This window comes from Dysgonomonas sp. 37-18, assembly GCF_001899125.1.
Classification (GTDB): domain Bacteria; phylum Bacteroidota; class Bacteroidia; order Bacteroidales; family Dysgonomonadaceae; genus Dysgonomonas.
Window position 1 is genome coordinate 139,894 of record NZ_MKVC01000004.1, and the last position, 21,262, is coordinate 161,155.

16 protein-coding genes and 1 tRNA gene are annotated in these 21,262 nt (G+C 33.4%); 12 read left to right on the plus strand and 5 right to left on the minus strand.

What is annotated here, in order from left to right; all coding sequences use genetic code 11:
- Window positions 1-80 precede the first annotated feature (80 nt).
- The 3 genes from BGO84_RS01650 to metN are packed head-to-tail and all read right to left on the minus strand — an operon-like array spanning window position 81 to window position 2,178.
- Entirely contained in the window at window positions 81-449 is a 369-nt protein-coding gene (locus tag BGO84_RS01650) for a rhodanese-like domain-containing protein (RefSeq protein ID WP_291027070.1), read from the minus strand.
- Window positions 450-500: 51 nt separating this feature from the next.
- The gene (gene metI, locus BGO84_RS01655) at window positions 501-1,142 is read right to left on the minus strand and encodes a methionine ABC transporter permease MetI (RefSeq protein WP_291027072.1); all 642 of its coding nucleotides are present in this window, start codon (window positions 1,140-1,142) and stop codon (window positions 501-503) included.
- 4 nt (window positions 1,143-1,146) lie between these two features.
- Entirely contained in the window at window positions 1,147-2,178 is a 1,032-nt protein-coding gene (gene metN, locus BGO84_RS01660; RefSeq protein ID WP_291027074.1) for a methionine ABC transporter ATP-binding protein MetN, read from the minus strand.
- A 452-nt stretch (window positions 2,179-2,630) separates the two neighbouring features.
- Between metN and metQ the strand changes: the two genes are divergently transcribed.
- A complete protein-coding gene (gene metQ, locus BGO84_RS01665) occupies window positions 2,631-3,434 on the plus strand; it encodes a methionine ABC transporter substrate-binding lipoprotein MetQ (protein ID WP_291027076.1) in 804 nt (267 codons plus the stop codon).
- Between the two features lie 137 nt (window positions 3,435-3,571).
- Here metQ and BGO84_RS01670 read toward each other — a convergent pair.
- Window positions 3,572-3,645 (minus strand) — tRNA-Thr (locus BGO84_RS01670).
- A 273-nt stretch (window positions 3,646-3,918) separates the two neighbouring features.
- Here BGO84_RS01670 and pepT point away from each other — a divergent pair.
- From pepT to BGO84_RS01695, 5 genes are all read left to right on the plus strand, one after another.
- On the plus strand, window positions 3,919-5,139 hold the full coding sequence (gene pepT / locus BGO84_RS01675; RefSeq protein ID WP_291027078.1) for a peptidase T: 1,221 nt from the start codon (window positions 3,919-3,921) through the stop codon (window positions 5,137-5,139).
- A 174-nt stretch (window positions 5,140-5,313) separates the two neighbouring features.
- Complete coding sequence (gcvT, locus tag BGO84_RS01680; RefSeq protein WP_291027080.1) at window positions 5,314-6,411, plus strand: glycine cleavage system aminomethyltransferase GcvT; 1,098 nt, start codon at window positions 5,314-5,316, stop codon at window positions 6,409-6,411.
- A 135-nt stretch (window positions 6,412-6,546) separates the two neighbouring features.
- Window positions 6,547-7,173 (plus strand): neutral zinc metallopeptidase, encoded by a 627-nt coding sequence (locus tag BGO84_RS01685; protein WP_291027082.1) that lies wholly within the window; start codon window positions 6,547-6,549, stop codon window positions 7,171-7,173.
- 393 nt (window positions 7,174-7,566) lie between these two features.
- On the plus strand, window positions 7,567-10,317 hold the full coding sequence (locus tag BGO84_RS01690) for an ATP-binding protein (protein WP_291027084.1): 2,751 nt from the start codon (window positions 7,567-7,569) through the stop codon (window positions 10,315-10,317).
- Window positions 10,318-10,330: 13 nt separating this feature from the next.
- Window positions 10,331-11,386: an endonuclease/exonuclease/phosphatase family protein gene (locus tag BGO84_RS01695; protein WP_291027086.1), complete on the plus strand. Its 1,056-nt coding sequence runs from the start codon at window positions 10,331-10,333 to the stop codon at window positions 11,384-11,386.
- Here the strand turns inward: BGO84_RS01695 and BGO84_RS01700 are convergent.
- Window positions 11,383-12,513 (minus strand): hybrid sensor histidine kinase/response regulator, encoded by a 1,131-nt coding sequence (locus tag BGO84_RS01700; protein ID WP_291027088.1) that lies wholly within the window; start codon window positions 12,511-12,513, stop codon window positions 11,383-11,385. The genes BGO84_RS01695 and BGO84_RS01700 overlap by 4 nt on opposite strands.
- A 373-nt stretch (window positions 12,514-12,886) precedes the next feature.
- Between BGO84_RS01700 and BGO84_RS01705 the strand changes: the two genes are divergently transcribed.
- From BGO84_RS01705 to BGO84_RS01730, 6 genes are all read left to right on the plus strand, one after another.
- Window positions 12,887-15,226, plus strand: a complete 2,340-nt coding sequence (locus tag BGO84_RS01705) for an LruC domain-containing protein (RefSeq protein WP_291027090.1) — start codon at window positions 12,887-12,889, stop codon at window positions 15,224-15,226.
- Between the two features lie 120 nt (window positions 15,227-15,346).
- Complete coding sequence (locus tag BGO84_RS01710; RefSeq protein ID WP_185146729.1) at window positions 15,347-15,712, plus strand: response regulator transcription factor; 366 nt, start codon at window positions 15,347-15,349, stop codon at window positions 15,710-15,712.
- Window positions 15,709-16,860: a sugar transferase gene (locus tag BGO84_RS01715; protein WP_135104325.1), complete on the plus strand. Its 1,152-nt coding sequence runs from the start codon at window positions 15,709-15,711 to the stop codon at window positions 16,858-16,860. The genes BGO84_RS01710 and BGO84_RS01715 overlap by 4 nt, the downstream gene beginning before the upstream one ends.
- A 32-nt stretch (window positions 16,861-16,892) precedes the next feature.
- Window positions 16,893-17,624: a TolC family protein gene (locus tag BGO84_RS01720; protein WP_291027092.1), complete on the plus strand. Its 732-nt coding sequence runs from the start codon at window positions 16,893-16,895 to the stop codon at window positions 17,622-17,624.
- Window positions 17,625-17,630: 6 nt separating this feature from the next.
- Window positions 17,631-19,754, plus strand: a complete 2,124-nt coding sequence (locus BGO84_RS01725; protein WP_291027094.1) for a hypothetical protein — start codon at window positions 17,631-17,633, stop codon at window positions 19,752-19,754.
- A 235-nt stretch (window positions 19,755-19,989) separates the two neighbouring features.
- On the plus strand, window positions 19,990-21,252 hold the full coding sequence (locus tag BGO84_RS01730; RefSeq protein WP_291027096.1) for an O-antigen ligase family protein: 1,263 nt from the start codon (window positions 19,990-19,992) through the stop codon (window positions 21,250-21,252).
- Window positions 21,253-21,262: the final 10 nt, after the last annotated feature.

Consider the following 21,262-nt stretch of genomic DNA (forward strand, 5'->3'; position numbering starts at 1 on the left):
TTTCTGAACTCTGACCAAAAATAAGAATACTATTTTTACGCCTTCATTCTTATTTTTTATAAGGACGAAAACGTCCCGTACTACTCTTCTTCCCGTGCTTCTAAAATAGTCTTTAGATGTTCCCATCCACCACCATTATATACATTCGTAAACCCAGCCTCTTCCAACTCAGCTTTGGCTTTAGCACTTCGTCTGCCACTTCGACAGATCACAATTACTTTCTTATAATGTTTTAAACACTCGATAGAATCAGCCAATGTCTGCAAAGGAATATTTATAGACGATTCGATATGCCCTTCATCGTACTCTTCTGCCGTACGCACATCAACAATCACAGTACCTTTACGTACAGCCAATGATCTTAATGTATCTGTATCCGCTATCTGTGCATGAATAGAAAAAGATAGCAGACTAAGAATAATTGTAAATAAAAAATAAGATAGTTTCATTTTCTAATTGAAATTGTGAATATTATTTATATTTCCAAAAGAGCAAAGTGATTATCTATGGTCAAACTTCTTAGAAATATAATTACCTGTATATTGGATTATAAACACTAATATTACGAGCAGCGCTAAAACTATATTCATTATTTCCAGATTATAACCAACATAGCCATATTGGTAACCAATTTGCCCCAAGCCTCCGGCTCCCACAGCACCACCCATAGCAGAATAACCGACAAGCATTATTAACGTGATAGACACACAATTAACAATTGACGGTAATGCTTCTGGCAATAAAACCTTTTTCACAATCTGAAGTGGAGTTGCACCCATCGATCGAGAAGCCTCTATCAAACCACTCGGCACATCGATAAGGCTATTTTCTATCATTCGGGCAACAAAAGGAGCAGCGCCAATACTCAATGGAACAAGTGCGGCTAAAACCCCTATTGATGTTCCTACCAATGCACGAGTGAAAGGAATCATCCATACAATAAGAATAATAAAAGGAATGGCTCTAAAAACATTTATGAATGTTGATAGGATATTATGCAATATCATATTTTCTTTTATCTGCCCTTTACGTGTTATATACAGCCAAACCCCAAGCGGTAACCCCAGCAAAAAACTAAAAAAGCCTGACACAAGGGTCATGACGATTGTTTCACCTGTACCTTTTAACAATAAATCAATCATCTCACTAGACATATCCTAAAACACTTACGTTTATATTCTTACTCTTTAAATACCGAACAGCTAATACTTCATTTTCTGGCAAGCCGTGTAATTCTATCAGCATAACCCCAAACTTAACACCTTTTATATGATCTATTTGAGCACATACAATATTACTATTGACCTCATACAACTTAGCAATATCCGATAGTACTGCATTTGCTTCAGATTGTCCCGATATTTCCAATCGAATGAGCATATGTTTATTATTCATAAATTGCTCTGTCAACCGATCTGAATAATTAGAAGGAATATGCAGTCTTATAGAAGAATCAATAAAGTATTTGGTCAATTCATTTTTAGGATGTGAAAAGATCTCAGTGATCAGCCCTTGCTCTATCAACTCTCCCTTGTTGAGGACAGCCACTTCATCACAAATCGTTTTTACAACTTCCATTTCATGTGTGATCAACAATATTGTAATATTCATCTTCTTATTAATATCTTTCAACAACGAAAGAATCGAATAAGTAGTTGCCGGATCTAATGCACTGGTTGCTTCGTCACACAAAAGGATTTGAGGATTATTAGCTAAAGCGCGCGCAATAGCAACACGCTGTTTCTGTCCCCCCGAAAGTTTTGCAGGATAATCATCAGCTTTTTTTTCTAAACCAACAAGAGCCAACAACTCCAAAACCCGTTGTCTAATTAATTCCTTAGGAGTTTTATTCAGCTTTAGGGGAAATGCAATATTTTCAAATACTGTAGTGGAGGATAGCAAGTTGAAGTGTTGAAATATCATACCGATCTTCCTTCGGGTAGCAATAAGCTCTGAAGGTGACAAAGTCAGCATATCCTGTCCATCAATATATATTTCACCTGAAGTGGGACGTTCTAATAAGTTTACACAGCGGATTAACGTACTTTTGCCTGCACCCGACTCTCCTATTATACCAAATATCTTACCTTTAGGAACAGTAAGAGATATATTCGACAGAGCAGTAGAAGACGCATTTTTTCCCTGAAAAATCTTTGTTACATTCTTTATTTCAATCATCTAAATATATAGATTGTTTCTTTTAATTATTTTGCCAAAAGTACACAATCCAAGCTATTTTATAAAATTATATCTTCAATATTCTCCTTCGTTCTTTACAAACCACAAAATTAACGATATCGCTTATACAATAAATACCTCATTTATGGTATTTATGATTAAATGGAAGCCTTATACTTTTGTAGAGACTATATAAATCATAAGTTTTTTATTACAATAAGATTCTTTACTTTTGTATTAAGCAATTGGTAAAAAACAATGCCTTATTTGTTGTATTGCAAGAAACTCCGTGTTACTCTTTTTACTCTGTGTTAAAAGAAATGGATAAGAGCAAATGCGACAATAATTCCTTATTATAACTTAGATAAAATTTGCAGGTTATTATTTTATCATTGAAGACAAATAATACTAACCTGCTCATTATTTAATAATTTAGAAAATATAATATCAGTATGAAGAAAATAAATGGATTGATTACTATATGTGCATCCCTTATACTACTCACATCTTGCGGAAACAAAAAAAATAACGACCCAAATCATATTAAGGTAGGGGTATCTTCAGGCCCTGAATACGCAATAGCCGAAGCGGCTAAAAAAGTAGCGAAAGAAAAATACGGACTAGAAGTAGAATTAGTACAATTCAGTGATTATGTAATGCCAAACACAGCATTAGATCAAGGGGATATAGAAGCCAATGTATTTCAAACAAAGCCTTTTTTAGAAGAACAAACTACGAACCGTGGATATAAATTTGTCATCGTAGGTAATACGTTTGTATATCCAATGGCAGCATATTCAAAAAAAATAAAAAGTTTGGATGAGTTGAAAGATGGAAGTGTAGTAGTGATCCCGAATGATGCATCAAACAATAGCAGAGCATTGCTATTATTACAAAAGGCGGGATTGATAAAACTCAAAGATGGTGCAACCTCTCCACGACTAGTTGATATAATAGAAAATCCTAAAAATCTGGAGATATTAGAACTAGAAGCACCACAACTACCTAGAGTCTTAGATGACGCAAAAGTGTCTTTATCTATCATCAACAATAATTTTGCAGGACAAGCAGGGCTCTTACTTAAAGACGCTGTTTTTGCAGAAGATAAGGAGTCTCCTTATGTCAATCTGATTGTGACACGAGAAGAAAAGAAAGATAGTGACAAAATCAAAAAGTTTGTAGAATCGTATCAATCAGAAGAGGTGGAAAAAGTTGCGGCCAATGTATTTAAAGGAGGAGCCGTAAAAGGTTGGTAATTCAGTATATCAAAAATAGAATTTACATACTTTCAATATAATAAAACAGGGTTAGAAATTCTAACCCTGTTTTATTATATTGAAGATAAAAAATAGCTATAAACAAAAAAAACTATCCAAATTGGATAGTCTTTTTGAGCCTCTTGTCGGATTCGAACCAACGACCCCGAGATTACAAATCACGTGCTCTGGCCAACTGAGCTAAAGAGGCAGATGGGTAAGCTTACTATATCGCGTCGCTACAACCGACGGCCCTTGCTGCGATCAAACCCTGGGGGATTAATCGGGAGCTGACCGTATAGGACTTACCCGCGACAAAAGTAGATAAATTTTTCATATTCACAAAATATGATTTCAATTTTTTCCTTTGATTTCCTTTTACTACATTTGTATGAAACTCTTTTGTAGAAAGAAAATGCTAGATATCAAAGCGTTAACAAATTTGACTTTTCGATAAAAATATTATAAAAAATAAATAGAGAATATGACAGTAGTAGATCGTTTCTTGAAGTATGTGAAATTTGACACAGAATCAAGCACTGAAACAGGTACAACACCAAGTACTCCCGGACAAATGGTTCTAGCCCGTGAACTCGAAAAAGAGTTGCATGAAATGGGTTTAGAAGATATATCTTTGGATGAGAAAGGCTATATTATGGCAACTCTTCCTGCTAATACAGATAAAGAAGTGCCAACCATAGGGTTCGTTGCGCACATGGATACCAGCCCCGATTTAACGGGTAAAGATGTAAATCCACAGATTGTAAAAAATTATGACGGAAAAGATATTATATTAAATAAAGACCTTAATATAGTTTTATCTCCTAACGATTTTCCTGAGATGCAAGACTATGTAGATCAGGATTTGATAGTAACTGATGGTAAAACACTATTAGGTGCGGATGACAAAGCAGGCATAGCAGAAATATTGACTGCAATCAAGTACTTGAAAGATCATCCAGAAATCAAGCATGGAAAAATCCGAATAGGATTTACTCCAGATGAAGAAATTGGTGCAGGAGCTGACTATTTTGATGTTGAAAAATTTGGCTGCGAATGGGCTTATACGATGGATGGTGGACCTATTGGCGAACTAGAATACGAAAATTTTAATGCTGCCGGCGTAAAAATTAATATACAGGGACGAAGCGTACATCCCGGATATGCGAAAGACAAGATGGTTAATGCATTGGTAGTAGCCAACAAACTAGTCTCTCTCCTACCCTCAAATGAACGTCCCGAGCATACTACCGGATATGAAGGTTTCTTTCATTTGACTAATATATCGGGAACAGTAGATGCTGCAACCGTAGGTTATATAATACGTGACCACGATCGTGAAATATTCGAAAAGCGTAAACAAATAATGTTAGACACTATCGCTTTCATCAATAAACTATACCCCGATAGTACTACTGTAGAAATAAAAGACCAATATTATAATATGCGCGAGAAGGTTGAACCGGTAAAGCATGTGGTTGATTTAGCTTTCGAAGCAATGACTGCTGTAGGCGTTACCCCTATTGTAAAACCTATCCGGGGAGGAACAGATGGTGCACGTCTATCATTTATGGGGTTGCCTTGTCCGAATATCTTTGCAGGTGGGCATAACTTCCACGGACGTTACGAATTTATACCTATCCAATCGATGGAAAAAGCTGTACAGGTGATCGTTAAAATTGCAGAATTGGTAACGAGTAAATAAATTGCTGTTTATATAGATAAGTGTATTCATTTTTTAATGTGAATAAAATTATCTATATTATATGAAAATACACTATAAATAATAAAAAGTAACAAGTAAAACCTATATTATTATGTGTTACTTTTGTTACTTTTTAGTAATATTGAACACTAATAACGAAATATATAATAAGTAATGAAAAAAACTCCATTTACAGACATCCACATTGCTCTTGGCGCTAAGATGCATGAATTTGCGGGCTATAACATGCCGATCGAATATTCAGGTATTATAGATGAACATATGACCGTCTGCAAAGGCGTGGGAGTATTTGATGTATCTCATATGGGCGAGATATGGGTAAAAGGATCCAGAGCTCTTCCTTTTTTACAGAGAATGTTAAGCAATGATGTTGCCACTCTTGAAATAGGTAAAGCCCAGTATACTGCCATCATTAACGATCAGGGTGGAATAGTAGATGATATAATCATATATCATTACGAACCCGAGAAATACATGTTAGTAGTAAATGCATCGAACATAGAGAAAGACTGGAAATGGTTGACAGATCATAATGAAGAATTGGCTGATCTTGAAAACTCATCAGATACGATAGCCCAATTAGCCATACAGGGACCTAAAGCTTTGGCGACGCTTCAAAAGCTAACCAAGATAGATCTAACAATGATTCCTTATTATTCTTTTGTTATTGGTAGTCTTAAGGGATCGGGGCTGGAGAGCGTAATTATATCCAATACAGGATATACCGGAGCAGGAGGTTTTGAGTTATACTTTTACCCTGAATACGGAGAAGATATATGGAATGCTATTTTTGAGGCAGGAGAAGAGTTTGGCATTAAACCGATAGGACTGGGTGCTCGCGATACACTTCGTCTCGAGATGGGATTTTGCCTCTATGGAAACGATCTGGATGATACAACTACTCCTATCGAGGCCGGATTAGGTTGGATTACCAAATTTACAGAAGGAAAGAATTTCACTGCTCGCGAAATACTTGAAAAGCAAAAGCAGAAAGGCGTAAATCGTAAATTGTGTGGATTCAAGATGCTTGAAAAAGGAATTCCACGTCACGGCTACGATATCGTAAACGAAAATAATGAAAAAATAGGAATAGTCACTTCGGGTACAATGTCGCCAACTTCAAAAATAGGGGTAGGATTAGGTTATGTAAAACCGGAATATGCTAAGCTGGGAACTCCTATTTTTATTAAAGTACGAGAAAAGAATTTGAAAGCAGAGGTAGTAAAACCGCCATTCAGGAAATTGGATTAATCCAATAACACTTTTTCTTCGCATGATGCAGCAGCAAGAGATACAGACAGAGACAAAGGAAGATTTAAACAATCTCTTTGTTTTATACGTTTGTATTTATAATGTATACTCGAGCAACATCTAAGAATACAAAATATGAGATTGGATGGCAGAAGGACTAGTGAGAATGTAGATGACCGTCGAGGAAAAAGGTCTTCGGGTAAAATTTCTTTAGGTATTGGCGGAACAATCATAATTGTTCTCATTATTCGGCTTACAGGAGGTAACCCTATGGAGTTTATGCCTCAGCAAGCAGCCGATATAATATCGCCGGAGAAAATCTATGTGTCATCTGCCCAAGAGGAATCTGCTGCTACTTTTGCAAAAACAATATTGGGCGATACAGAAGATGTATGGGCTGACATATTTGCTGAGGACGGACTAAAATATATAGTTCCCGAAGTAAGTCATCACGTACAATACTTGATCGGTACGTTGCAAAAAGGACAACAGTTGACCGAAAAAGAAAGTAACGAGCTTAATGTTAGGCTTGAACTACAAGCTGAATTTTATGCCGGAGTATGGGCCTGTCACGATAATGAAAACTTCAATTCGCTTGAAGACGGTGATATAGAAGAAGGACTGAATGCTGCCTCGCAGATTGGAGACGACCGCTTGCAAATGCAATCGCAAGGATACACGGTTCCCTACACCTCCAATCACGGGATATCTGCCCAGCGTATACGTTGGTTGAAGAAAGGACTCCAAACAGGGAATATATAAGAAGGAAACTCCTTTGATATCCCCTATAAACAGTTATAACAGAGAAACGAGGATTAAGCGTAGTAATCAGTTTCTTTTTTATAATTATAAACATGAAGTAAGCCTAAAATTTGCCCTAAATAGACAGAAAGTTTTATACTTCATTGTTATACTTTTACAAAAAATAAATATAAATCAGTAACATATGAGAAAAGCTAAATAAAGTTTTGATCATACTATACTCTACGTTATTTGATTGATATTTTAAATTTACAAAACCAGTTTTGGATAAAATATATAGTGGCAAAACAGCTGAGACCACTAAACCATTATACCCTCATTGGTGTTGTTATAAGCATCTTTTTTTGATAGTATTTATAAATATAGTTTCCTCTTTTTAATACACTATATACAATGGACATAAAGTATAGACAATATTCCAAAGATGAATTGATACAGCGCATAAAAGATCTGGAATATGACAATTTTGCATTACAGAAAGAATTAATAAACAAATATGTAGGGAATGTATCCTATAGTAATACGGAGGAGACCAATGTTAATCTGTTGCATGATAGAGAAAGAGCCTTTGAAATATTACTAAAAACCTGTGATTCGCTTTTTTTATTCCGCTACGATGGAACCTGTGTAGATTGCATTATAAAATCAAATCACTGGTTTCTAAAATCGGAACAAATTGTAGGTCAGAATATTTTTGATATACTCCCCGAAGAAACGGCATTAAATTTTAAAGCTCATTTTGATGATGTTGTAACAAATGGAGGAACTTCAAGCCTCAACTATGATCTTCCTTTAAAAAGAAACACCATATATTTCAAATGTATCATACAACTTTATGAAAAGGAGTTTGTACTTTGTCAATATCGTGATATAACTCAGCGTAGCCAGATGAAAAAGAGGTTGGATAACGCCAACCGAAAGCTAAAAGAAACGCAAAAAATAGCAAAAATAGGACATTGGAAATATAATCCTCAAGTAGGAATGTTGTATTATTCGGGATTTGGAAATATATTCTCTATAGTTGAAGAGGAAGCGATTATATCTATTGATGAATATTCTTCTAAAATACATCCGGCCGACAAAGAAGCATTTATAGATTATCTGAACGGCAGGATTTACAACGGTAAATACCTGGACTATAGACGAGTTTATACGAAAGACAATTACTCGATTGTATCTTATATAAGAACACAAATTACCAGTGTATACGAATATAAAGGCGAAACAATCATAGAAGGGTACGTACAGAATATAGACGATGTTATAAAAAATCGTTGGGAATATGAAACTGTAAACTTCATGAATAATGTGACAAGCGATCATGTTTTTGGAGTCTTTATGGAAGATGGTCAACTAATATTTGCCAATCAACAATTTTTACTTCACAATAATATATCAAAAGATAGAGATATTTCCGATTATAAAATATCAGATCTCAAACAACTTAGCACAGAACAATGGGAGCTTATTCTAAAAAATCTGGAATCGAATGAAAGCTATAAGTATAACATAATTTACACAGATAGTGAGACTGAAAAGACTTCTTACTTTGACTGTATCTCGTATTTGACGAGAGATACTTTCGGTACAAAATTTATATGGAGTTACTGGTCAAATACCACGAAACAGAAATACGCTGAGATTGAAAGTAAAAACACACGTAATCTCATGAATACGGTTTTAGATAATATGCCTATTTCTGTATTCATTAAAAACCCTTTGAACGACTATAGATATATATATTGGAATAAGATATCAACACAATTTTACCTCGTTCAAAATGATGATTTTTCCGATAAAACGGACTTTGATATTTTCCCCAAAGAATTAGCGGAGAGATATCGGGCTGAAGACATAGGGGTATTTGAAACCGGAGTTCCTCAAAGAGTATTTCAAGAATTTGTAGATGATGATGGAAATATCCGATATGTTGATATACTCAAAATACGATTAAACAGCGAAACGGATAATTCATCTCTGGTAATAGGTTTAGGTTGGGATATTACAGAACTCAAAAAAATAGAAAAAGAGCTTACAACAGCAAAGTTGAAGGCAGAGCAATTAGACAAACTCAAATCTGCATTTCTATCTAATATGAGTCATGAAATACGCACACCTTTGAATGCGATATTAGGATTCTCTCGCATTATAGCAGAAACCGATGATCAGGAAAAACGAAATTATTATTTTAATTTCGTCGAGTCCAATAGTGGTCGGTTATTAGCCTTAGTGAATGAAATTTTAGACTTTTCGAAAATAGAATCCGGCATTGTAGAATTTGAACCCGAAGACTTTGATTTTGGCATGTTATGTCTGGAAATATATGAAACATACGCATCTCAATGCCATCCCGAAACAGAACTTATCTATAATAATATAGGAACAGAGTTATGGATACGATCCGATAGAAACAGAATACACCAAGTTTTATCAAACCTTATTATTAATGCTCAAAAATTCACAAAAAAAGGATATATAAAGTATGGATTTGAGGTAATAGACAATAAGATCAAAGTTTTTGTAAATGATACCGGAATAGGAATAATAGAGGATCAATTAGATAAAATATTCGAACGATTTATGCAAGTTGACAGCAATGCTATTGGAACCGGATTGGGCTTAGCGATTTGTCGTTCTATAGTAGAGCGTCTTGGTGGAGAAATATCGGTTACATCTGAATTAAAAAAAGGGTCTTGCTTCACATTTACTTTACCATATCAACCTACAAAAAACGGGGAAGCAGAAAAAAATAATACTGACAATTCGGTCAAGACCTATTCTTTCGATCAGAATTGCACGATCTTAGTTGCAGATGATGATGACAATAGTTATCAACTGATAGATGCAATGATAGGAGAAGAGTATGCTTTGCTACAAGGGCTAGATGGAGTGGAGGCTGTGAGAATGTTTGAAGAATATAATCCTGATATGATCCTGATGGACTTGAATATGCCAACACTTAATGGATTTGAAGCAACAAAAATTATCCGTCAAGTTTCTCCTGACATTATCATTATTGCAATTAGTGCTAAAGCTTATGAAAAAGACATAAAAAAAGCAATTGATTCAGGTTGTAATGAGTTTTTAGCAAAGCCAATCTGCAAAGATAAATTAATAGAAACTATTCATAAATATATCATTTAAAAATCTGAATTTAATGGGAAAAGTTGCTGCAATAAAATTAGTAAACTTTTATATTGTTATTTTTAGTCTACTCATTGCAGGTACTACAATTGTAGGTGTCCTCTCCCCATTCTTTGACCCTAGAGATTATAGTATTATTCCTTTTATAGGACTAATATTACCTGTAATTTTAATCCTCAATGTACTAAGCTGCTTATACCTACTTATTACTAAAAGATTTATCATTGCATCTATTATTGCCATCACCTTCTGTATAGGCTTTCTAGGAGCCGGCTACAAACTTCCTAACTCTTCCCCAAAAGTAAATCTAGGAGGAAAGAATATACGGGTAATGACATTTAATATAAGTGAAAATAAGGCAAAAAATGATAGTTATGGCAATCTACACCAAATAGTAGAGTTTGTAAAAACAGAAAACGTAGACATTTTTTGTATTCAAGAATATCCTAACAACAAGGAAATAGGAGACTCTCTGAGAAAATGTCTTAGCTTTTTACCATATTATACCTTCTCCGAAAATGGAAGTGATTATTTAAAAGTAGCAATTTTTTCACGCTATCCAATACAAAACATAAAGCCTATATTATTCAACAATAGCAATAACAGCGCTATTGCAACAGACTTGCTGGTTGAAGACAAAACGATACGATTAATCAGTGCTCATCTACAGACGACAAACTTCAATCAGAAAAGAATAGGTTCGATATGGAACACTCCAAACTCATTGCATAAGACGATAAGTAAAATGAATGTAAACCAAAGAATACGGGCATCTCAGGCTAATCTTATCAGAGAAGAAATTTGCTCAAGTACCATGCCTATTATATTTTGTGGAGATATGAATGATACCCCAACCTCATATGCATACAAGACCATCAAAAAAGATCTACAAGATGGATTTAAAGAATGTGGAAACGGCATTGGGCATACTTATAAAGGTTTATTAAATATGCTACGGATTGATTATATCTTATATTCAAAAGAAATTACAGGAATAAAATATGATTCACCGAAAAAAGCTTATAGCGATCATAATCCCGTTATCATGGATTTAGTATTAAACTATTAATTGTTTATTTCTTTGGGAAGAGAAAAGAAAAATGTAGACCCCACTCCTTCTTTCGATTCAAACCATAGTCTGCCATTATTCTTCTGAACAAATTCCAATGTCAACAGCATTCCCAAACCGGAACCTTCTTCCTGAGCTGTTCCATAGCTTGTATAATGAGTGCCGACATTAAGTAGTTTTTGCTGATTTGCTTCACTTATACCACATCCGTTATCAGATACAGATACAATATACTCATCATCAGTTTCTTTTATTTCTACTTTAATTACTCCTCCATCATAACTAAACTTAATGGCATTGCTGATTAAGTTCCGCGTACAACTTTTCAACATATCTATATCTGAAAAAATATTCGCAGATTTAACCTCTGTATTAAATTCTATTTTAATATTCTTGATACTGGCAACATTCATAAAAACGTCCGTAGTACCTTTCACAATAGGGACAAGATCTACACTTTGAGGAATAGCCAATTGCTTACCGATCTGCAATTTAGTCCATTTCAACAAGTTATCTAGGAGGGAAAATATATCTTCGGTTGTTTTATTTGCAAGCTTCAAAAGCTCATATATTGCCGGATCGACTTTATCTTTATCAACGTCATGCATTATTGAATTCATTATCATCATCATCGATGCCATTGGCGAACGTAGGTCATGTGCTATTACCGAATACATTTTGTCCCTATCCAGAATCGTCTTCTTAAGCACATGGGTTCGTTTTACAATTATACGTTTTGCGGCAAGTAATGAGAGTTGATGAATTATACGGGCCATTAATTCTTCCTTATTAAAAGGCTTTGTTATATAATCACTCCCACCTAATCTAAATCCCTTGACAATACTGTCAACATCATTCATCGCAGTTAAAAATATGACAGGAATCTCTCTATATAATGAGTATTTTTTCACCTCTCTTATCACTTCAAAACCATCCATATTAGGCATATTGATATCCAAAAGGATAAGATCAGGCGCATCATTCCGAATTATTTCAATGGCTGCTTGTCCCTCATTTGCTGTAACAACGTTGAATCCCTCCTTATCCAATAACACTTGAAGGAGTAATACATTCGTCATCACATCATCTACCACTAATATTGTATAATCGGAATGATTTATTTTCATTTTAAATAATTAGGTGTTAGTTTTAATAAAAATTTTTTATTGGATATTAGATACAACAAACAAGTGCCTATGAAGTTCACGAAACGGGACATTTTTAAAAGAAAAAGGCATGTTCACATAAGATAGACATTGAAGACATTACAAACTGAATCATTCAAGAGAATCATAATGTGTTAATTTTTTCTCTTAATGAACTTGAGCGTATTTATTTTTGTTATAGCTATGACCTTAAGATATTTCAATAATATTTTTTGGAAATAAATGACTAATAATAAAGAAAATATATATACTTTTACTCAGTTTTTTATAAAACCATTTATACTATATATAGTTTATATTGAGGACAATCAGAAAACCCCATTTTTATTTAATTATGAAAATCAAATTTGCGTATACAGCATTGCTGTTCATAGCTTTACTAACTAGTTGCAGTGAACAAGATTATTATGACCCTAATTCTCAGGTAATACCTGATGAATTATCAGACTTAACCGTTCCTTCCGGTTTTGACTGGACTACAAGTTCCAATATTAGTCTCAATTTGGATGTGGATGACCAATTCAATGGTTCATATTATTACAAATTACAAGTTTTTAATCAAAACCCTATCATTTCACCAAATGCATCACTATTGGCAGAAGGCCTAGCTAAGAAAAATGAACCATTTAAAGCTAAGGTTACATATGCTAAGTCTGATAGTATCTTGTATGTCCAAGAAACTGACCCAACAGGAAAAAGATCAGTAAGAGCAATTTATACCTCTAACGCATTAAAGTCAGCTAGCGTAGCAACACTAAAATCAGGATCAACTAAAAGTTTAGACATAAATTATACTGCGCCAACAAGAACATATACAACACCATCTAATGCAACCGTTATATCCGGATCATCATATAGCATCAGCTATTCAAGCAATCAATATGTGATACCGGCAGGGCAAACATTTGAAGGGCAAATAAACAATAGCTCTTGGTACGATGCATACGTATATGTGGAAGGAACATGGAAAAACACTTCAACTAATACAGAATTGAATAATTTAAAAATAATTGTTCAAGATGGAGGAAAATATATTCCAACACAGACTTCTTCAAACATAAAAGCAAATGGTTCGGCTAAAATTGTTGTAGCTACAACAGGGCAATTCAATCCGGATAAGAAAGAGGTTAATGTGGATATGAATAATGAAAATGGACAAATAGTAAACAACAGTACTGTATTCAACATCAATAACATTTCGAATATAAGAAGTTTGTTTAATTATGGTACAATGTCTGCATCAGGTACATTATCAGCAAATACGAGTAATGTACAGGTTATAAATGAAAGTTCCTTGACTGCTCAGAACTTGTCTATTAACAACAATGCGAATTTTATCAATAAAGGTCAATTTACAGTTAATGGCAATACATTCTTACAGAACTCAATCATCAACAACAATGCTGCATTTATAACTCAGAATATAACTGTTAATGATGCTACAATTGAAAATGGATGTAAATTTATCATTAATGATAAAGGAACTTTCCAGGGCACAACATTAAATACAGCTGCTGAAACATTGTTAAAATGTAACATTTTAGACCTTCAGGCTAATAATAAAATAAATCTTGGATCTTATGCTATAATGAACGTTACCAATGAACTTAAATTCAGTAACTCAGGAACTAGTATCAATGGTCCTACTTCTGGCAATAAAGCCTTAGTAAAATTAGAGAAATTTTCAATCACAGAATGGAGACACCCGGCATTTACCGGTTATTTAGAGATAGAGTCATCAAACTATCCTGCAAATTCAGGCTCAACAGGGTATGACGTTCCTTCAGACACTAAATATGTTAACTTTGTAAGAAAAGGAGAGTCTACTGTTAACATTGAAGCAACAAGCTGCAACGAGGGTGGAAATATTATTCAAAGAGGAGGTCCCGTTATTATAACATATCCACTAAGTACTACATTAGGAACAACTTATACTTATGCTTTTGAAGACAACTACCCAAGTATTGGCGATTATGACATGAATGACTTTGTTCTAGATATAAATTTAGGATATACATTATCGGCCGCTAATAAAGTCTCAAAAATAGACATTCAAAGTAAAGTAAGAGCTGTTGGTGCTACAAAAAGACTTGCTGCTGCTATTCAGCTAGACGGCGTATTGAAAGGTAATATTAAAAGTATAACAAATTCAAATACAAGCTTCAGTGGTGACGTTTTCTCTATGAGTAATGGTTTGGAAAACGATCAAGATTATGCAGTTATTCCGCTTACAGATAATGCTCATGCATTGTTTGGGGCTAACACTTCTCAGATAATAAATACTAAAGCGGGAGAAACTCATTTTCCAGCTAAAGCTATCACTATTAGCATATCATTCAACGAGCCTATAGATATTTCTAATGTTTCTTTGATCGATATACTAAACGTATTCATTGTCAACGGTGGTTATAATACATCTAATAGGAAGGAAATTCACTTAAGGAATTATGCAGCAACAAAAAAATCGACAGATGTATCTTCTGGAAGAAACTATAGTACATCCGACTTAGTATATGGAATAAGGGTTCCACTATCTTTGAAATATCCATTAGAGTGGGTTCGAATTATCGATGCATATCCTCAATTTAAATCATGGGTATCCTCAAATGGGCAAAATTATCCTAATTGGTATGAAACTTACGAAACAAATAAAGTATATTTATTAGAACAATAGAAAATAATACGAATATCTCAAATTATTTTATTAAATTGAGATATTCGTGAATTTTGGAACAAACTATTTCTATTTTCATATTTATTTGTTTATCCGAAGAATCCCTGATAAAAAAAGGAAATAATGCAAAGAATATTAATTATTGATGATAAAGAAGCTATAGCCAAAGTTATAGCTAACTATTTTAGAGAGGACTATGAATGTATTTATTTTGAGAATCCATTAAAAGCAATTCAATGGTTAGAGCAAAATTCGATACCGGATTTGATTATCCTGGATTTGAGAATGCCTTTCATGACCGGGGAAGAGTTTCTGGCATATATCAAAAAAAATGAGCTCTTTAAATCTATCCCCGTGGTTATCCTTTCTAGTGAAGATAACAGTATCAATCGAATTCGATTATTAGAAAATGGAGCGGAAGATTTTATATTGAAACCCTTTAACCCGATGGAGTTAAAAGTTAGACTAAAAAAAATCCTTAAATGACTTTTATTATATATATAGGTAGTAATAAAGAATATATCAATCATTTTCAAGAGTTATTACAAGAAAATATAGTTATAGTCAAAAATAAAGAAGAGGCTGGTATTATATTGAAAGAATTACCCTCAAATAAAATCCAGCCTCTTTTATATGAAAAAATTAACCCTGATGTAGATAAGGTTAATATTGCATACCTGAAAAAGAAATTCAAAAATCTATATATAATTCTCGTTACAAAAAAAATAGGAAAAGAAGAAACTAGTATATATATAGAGGCAGGAGCAAATAATACTATTTCTCCGTATGCCGACTCAGATGTATTTAAAGCAATCACTAATTTTATATCTAAAAATGAAATTCTAAATAAAAAAGAAAGAAAAGAAAAGAATAAGGTTGATGAAGTATTTACAATACCTAAAGGCAAACGTATATTTGACATAATTATTTCACTATCAGCTCTTATCGTTCTATCTCCTTTTTTGATTTTAATAATGGTCTTAATCAAGCTTGAAAGTAGAGGACCTATTTTATATAAGTCTAAAAGAGTTGGGAGCAACTTTTACATTTTCAATTTCTTGAAATTCCGATCTATGTATATAGATGCCGAGGAGCGCCTCTCTAGTTATCTATCAATGAATCAGTACACCAAAGAATCGAAAGAAAAAACATCGGAAGTAAGCGCAACAAACTCTGATATTATCAATGATGATACGGTACTAGTTTCAGACGATTACGAAATATCAGAACATGAATATCTAAATAAGAAAAAAGAGAAAAAAGATACGACCTTCTTTAAAATAGCACACGACCCCAGAGTCACAAAAATGGGTAGATTTATGAGAAAATATAGTATCGACGAAATCCCCCAATTGATAAATATATTAAAAGGAGATATGTCAATAGTGGGCAATAGACCTTTACCTCTTTATGAAGCAGAGCTATTGACTGGAGATGAATATATTGAACGGTTTATAGCTCCGGCCGGATTAACCGGGCTATGGCAAGTTGAAAGACGCGGAGGAGAGGGCAAGATGTCAGCAGAAGAAAGAAAACAGCTGGATATATATTATGCTCATAATTACTCCATATGGCTTGATTGCAAAATTATTTTTAAAACATTTTTCTCATTTATACAAAAAGAAGATGCTTAACATCTATTAGGCATTTGCAAGTTTTTACATTTATGAAACTAAAACTAGTCATCGTTACATTTTTTCTATTTTCTAGTTGTATCTCTCTGCTAGCTCAAGATATAACAGAGTTAAAACCGAAAGATTATCTCAACTTTCAGCTACCACCAATATCTGTGCTATACGAAAACGCCAAAGCTAGCCCTGTTCTCAGCTATTATGAGAAAAAGAAGCAAGCAAATAAGAGTTTGATGGATTCCGAGAAAAAAAGATGGTTGAGTTTCATCAAGTTAGTTACCAACTATCAATATGGGGTAGTAGGCAACAATACAACTTTTTCGGATACAAATACTCCAATGTTCTATCAATATTCAGGAAACAAACAGAGTTGGTATAATTTCGGAGCTTCGGTATCTATACCATTGGATGACATTTTTGATAGAAAGAATAGGGTAAGAAAACAAAGGTTGGATATGGAAGCAACGGAGTTTGAACAAGAGAAATGGTATGATGAACAAAAAATCCGTATAGCAACAATATACAGTCTTGCAATGAGAGATTTAACATTACTAAAAATTAAATCAGAAGCTTTGCTCTTTACAGAAGCTCAATTAAAACTAAGTGAAACAGATTTTATTAATGGTAATATTACTATCCAAGAACTCGGGAAACAGAAATCGTTATATACAATAGCTATATCTGAATATGAAGATACTAAAGCAAGTTTAAACTCATCTCTACTTCAACTTGAGATATTAGCAAAAACGAAAATCATATCTAAATAAATAAATATGAAACAATTAAACTATATATATAGGTTCTTCAATAAAATAAAATGGTGGTTATTGATTGTACCATTACTAATATCTAGTATAGTTATTTTATGTACACGACATCTCAATCTAGAATATAATGTAGAAACCACAATATATACTGGAGTTGTATCCAGTTATGGGCTAGATCCCGAACAACCCACGACTCAAAACTGGAATATATTAAATAATACTATAGAAAATATAATAAACATTGTAACATCTAAAGAAACGCTGAAAGATGTAGCCTTAAGACTATACATACAAGACATGATACATGGCGATCCGGAGAAAGATAACATCTATATCAAAGCTTCAAATTATAAGGAACTTCTAAGTATAACACCGAATGAGGTTCTAAAACTTATAGATAAAACATCAGAAGAAAAAACTCTAGAAAATATTCTTGCTTATGAAAAATCAGATCGGAGGAACTTTATATATGGATTATTAAATTGGAAACATCCACACTATAGTTACGAAGCACTAAGTAAGATTTCTGTTAAAAAATTGGGTAACAGTGATATGTTACAAATAACATATGCCGCAAATGATCCTGGCATAGCATACAATACTTTGGTAATACTCAATCAATCATATGAAAAAAAATATCAGGATATTCAGTTCGGAACGACAAATAATGTTATTACATACCTAGAAAAAGAACTGGCAAAAGTAAGCTCTGAACTCAGAAATGGAGAAGATTCTCTTACTAATTATAATATAGAAAATCGTGTTATCAATTATGATGAACAGACAAAACAAGTAGCAGCATACGATAAGGATGTCCAATTGATATATCAGGATGCCTTACTTAGATACAGTAGTTCTAAGGCATTAATCGCTCATCTTGAAAGTAAGATAGCAGAAAACTTAGCATCAATAAAAAACAATTCTGAGTTTGTCGCCAAACTCAATACTATATCTCAATTACGCAGTAAAATTGCAGAGATAGAGCCATTCTATAAAGATTCTGTGTATAGTCCAGCAAATCAAAGACAGATTAACCGGTATAAGGCCGACCTAAAGACTGCAGAAGGTGATCTACATGTAATTATGAATACATTAAGTAATCAAAAATATACAAAGGACGGTTACCCTACATCCAATTTCGTATCTCAATGGCTTGACGAGGTTTTGAAAAATGAAAAAGCATCTGCAGAACTGGCTGTTTTAGAGAGGAGACGTTCGGAGTTAGATCAGGAATATCTTCATTTTTCACCAATAGGCTCGACAATAAAACGGAAAGAAAGAAGTATCGATTTTCTAGAGCGTTCTTATCTTTCAATCTTATCAAGTCTTAATACGGCCCGATTAAGATTAAAAAGTTTAGAAATGAACTCAGCCTCATTAAAAGTACTTAATCCCCCCATCTTTCCACTATTATCAAAGCCAACAAAAAGGAAAGCCATCGTATTAGGTTCATATGCAGCTAGCTTTATATTTGTCCTTGGTATATTCTTATTAAAAGAATTATTTGACAGGAGATTATTGGATAAAATGCGAGTTGAACACATTACTTTAGGTAAAGTATTAGGAGTATTTCCAGAAGAAGGAAAATTGGGGAAAAGAATTTTCAGAAAATCTTATGAAGAAACATGCATACGGTTATTAGGTAATAACTTATTGAACTACTTCGCATCTGAAAAGCCTAGTATAATAAACTTCTTCAGTATTTCTTCAGGAGTTCAAAAAACATATATCGCAACTGCTTTATCTGATTATTGGAAAAGTATGGGTTTATCCGTAAAAAATATTGATTGGAATAAAGATTTTTCTAACTCATCAAAAAGCCATCTATTAGTCAATAAGTTATCAGATCTGAATATAGATGTAGTTAATAATGATGTTGTGATTGTTGAATATCCATCAATAAAAGAAAATCCAATACCTAAGAATTTACTCCAAACAGCTAACTTTAATCTAGTGTTATTAGATGCAAAAAAAGCCTGGGGTGAAAGTGATCAATCAATTTTTGATGAGATAACAAAGCTTTCAAAAGATGTTCCAATTATGATTCTTTTAACAAATGTAAGTCATAGTGTTGTAGAAAATATAACAGGACTAAAACCTCTTAAAAAAAAGTTCGAAGCCAATAATTAATACATTACCAGTAATGAGTAAAGTATCAGACATATATTCCAGATGTTATGATAAATATTTTTATCTAGGGCTTTTTCTTGGACTACTAATAATATTAGCAACAACAATATATACGACAAATTTTATTAGCGGAATATTATTTGCATGCATTCCAATATCATGCGTTATAATATTTTATCTTTTTAAACGTCCCCATTTTCTCCTAATTATAATATTCATAATCAATTATATAATAATGGGAATTTGTAGGTATATATCAGGCCTAGCGGGAGGGATAGTGATGGATGCTTCACTTGCATTAATATTATTTATCTTAATTGTACGTACAGTTTTCTTTCCCGTCGATTGTTGGAAAAGATTTAATAATCCATTGACATATCTTTCTCTTTTTTGGCTTATCTACTGTATTATCGAGATCTTAAATCCATATACAACGATTGAGCTTTGGATGACTTCGGTCAGGGGCCTCGGATTTTATTTATTCTTATTTGTGGTTGTTACTACCGCTTTATTCAAACGCTATAAAGATTTGAAACAAATACTATGCATATGGGGAATCCTCACCATTTTTGCTATATTAAAGGCTGTCATTCAAAAATTTATAGGATTTGATTGGGCTGAAAATCATTGGCTTTATGCTGAAGACGGAGCAAAAACACATATTATTTATTCGGGCATACGATATTTTTCATTTTTCACTGATGCTGCTAATTTTGGGTGTAGCATGGCTCTATCTATGGTTGTATTCTCAATAAGTGCATTATATATCAAGAGTAAAAAGCTAAGAGTTTTTTTCATTATTGTAGCTATCTTAGCTGGATATGGCATGCTTATATCTGGAACTCGAACAGCATTAGGAATACCATTTATAGGATATACAACTTTTATTTTAGTATCAAAACGTATAAAAATTATTATTGGAGGTACTTTTCTTATCTTATCTCTGTTCTTTTTTTTCAATTTCACTGATATTGGACAGAATAATGGAGATATACGGCGTATGAGAACTGCTTTTCAAGGTACCGAAGATGCATCTTTCAATGTAAGGATTGAAAATCAGAAAAAGATGCGGGAGTTCATGCCTAACCATCCTTTTGGAATTGGTATAGGAAAGGCTAAACACACAGATTCTAAGGATCACATGTATGGATTAGCCACAGATTCTTCTCTTATATATGTATGGATAGAAACAGGTATTGTTGGTCTTATTCTTTTTATTTCTATTTTTCTATTTGTACTAGGAAGAGGGATATATGATATATTGTTTCGTATCAAAAATAAAGAACTTAAAGGCATAATGAGTGCCCTAATAGCGGGCCTCTCCGGGATTTTAATTGCATCTTATGGAAATGAGGTCCTACAACAGTTTCCTACCGGGCCTATTTTATATATATGTATGACATTTATTATGATGGGACAGTATTTTGACAAGGAAATCGAAAACAGAGAAGCCGAAAACAGCAAGTTATCTTCAGAAAACGAATATACATCTAATTAAGATTTAGCAT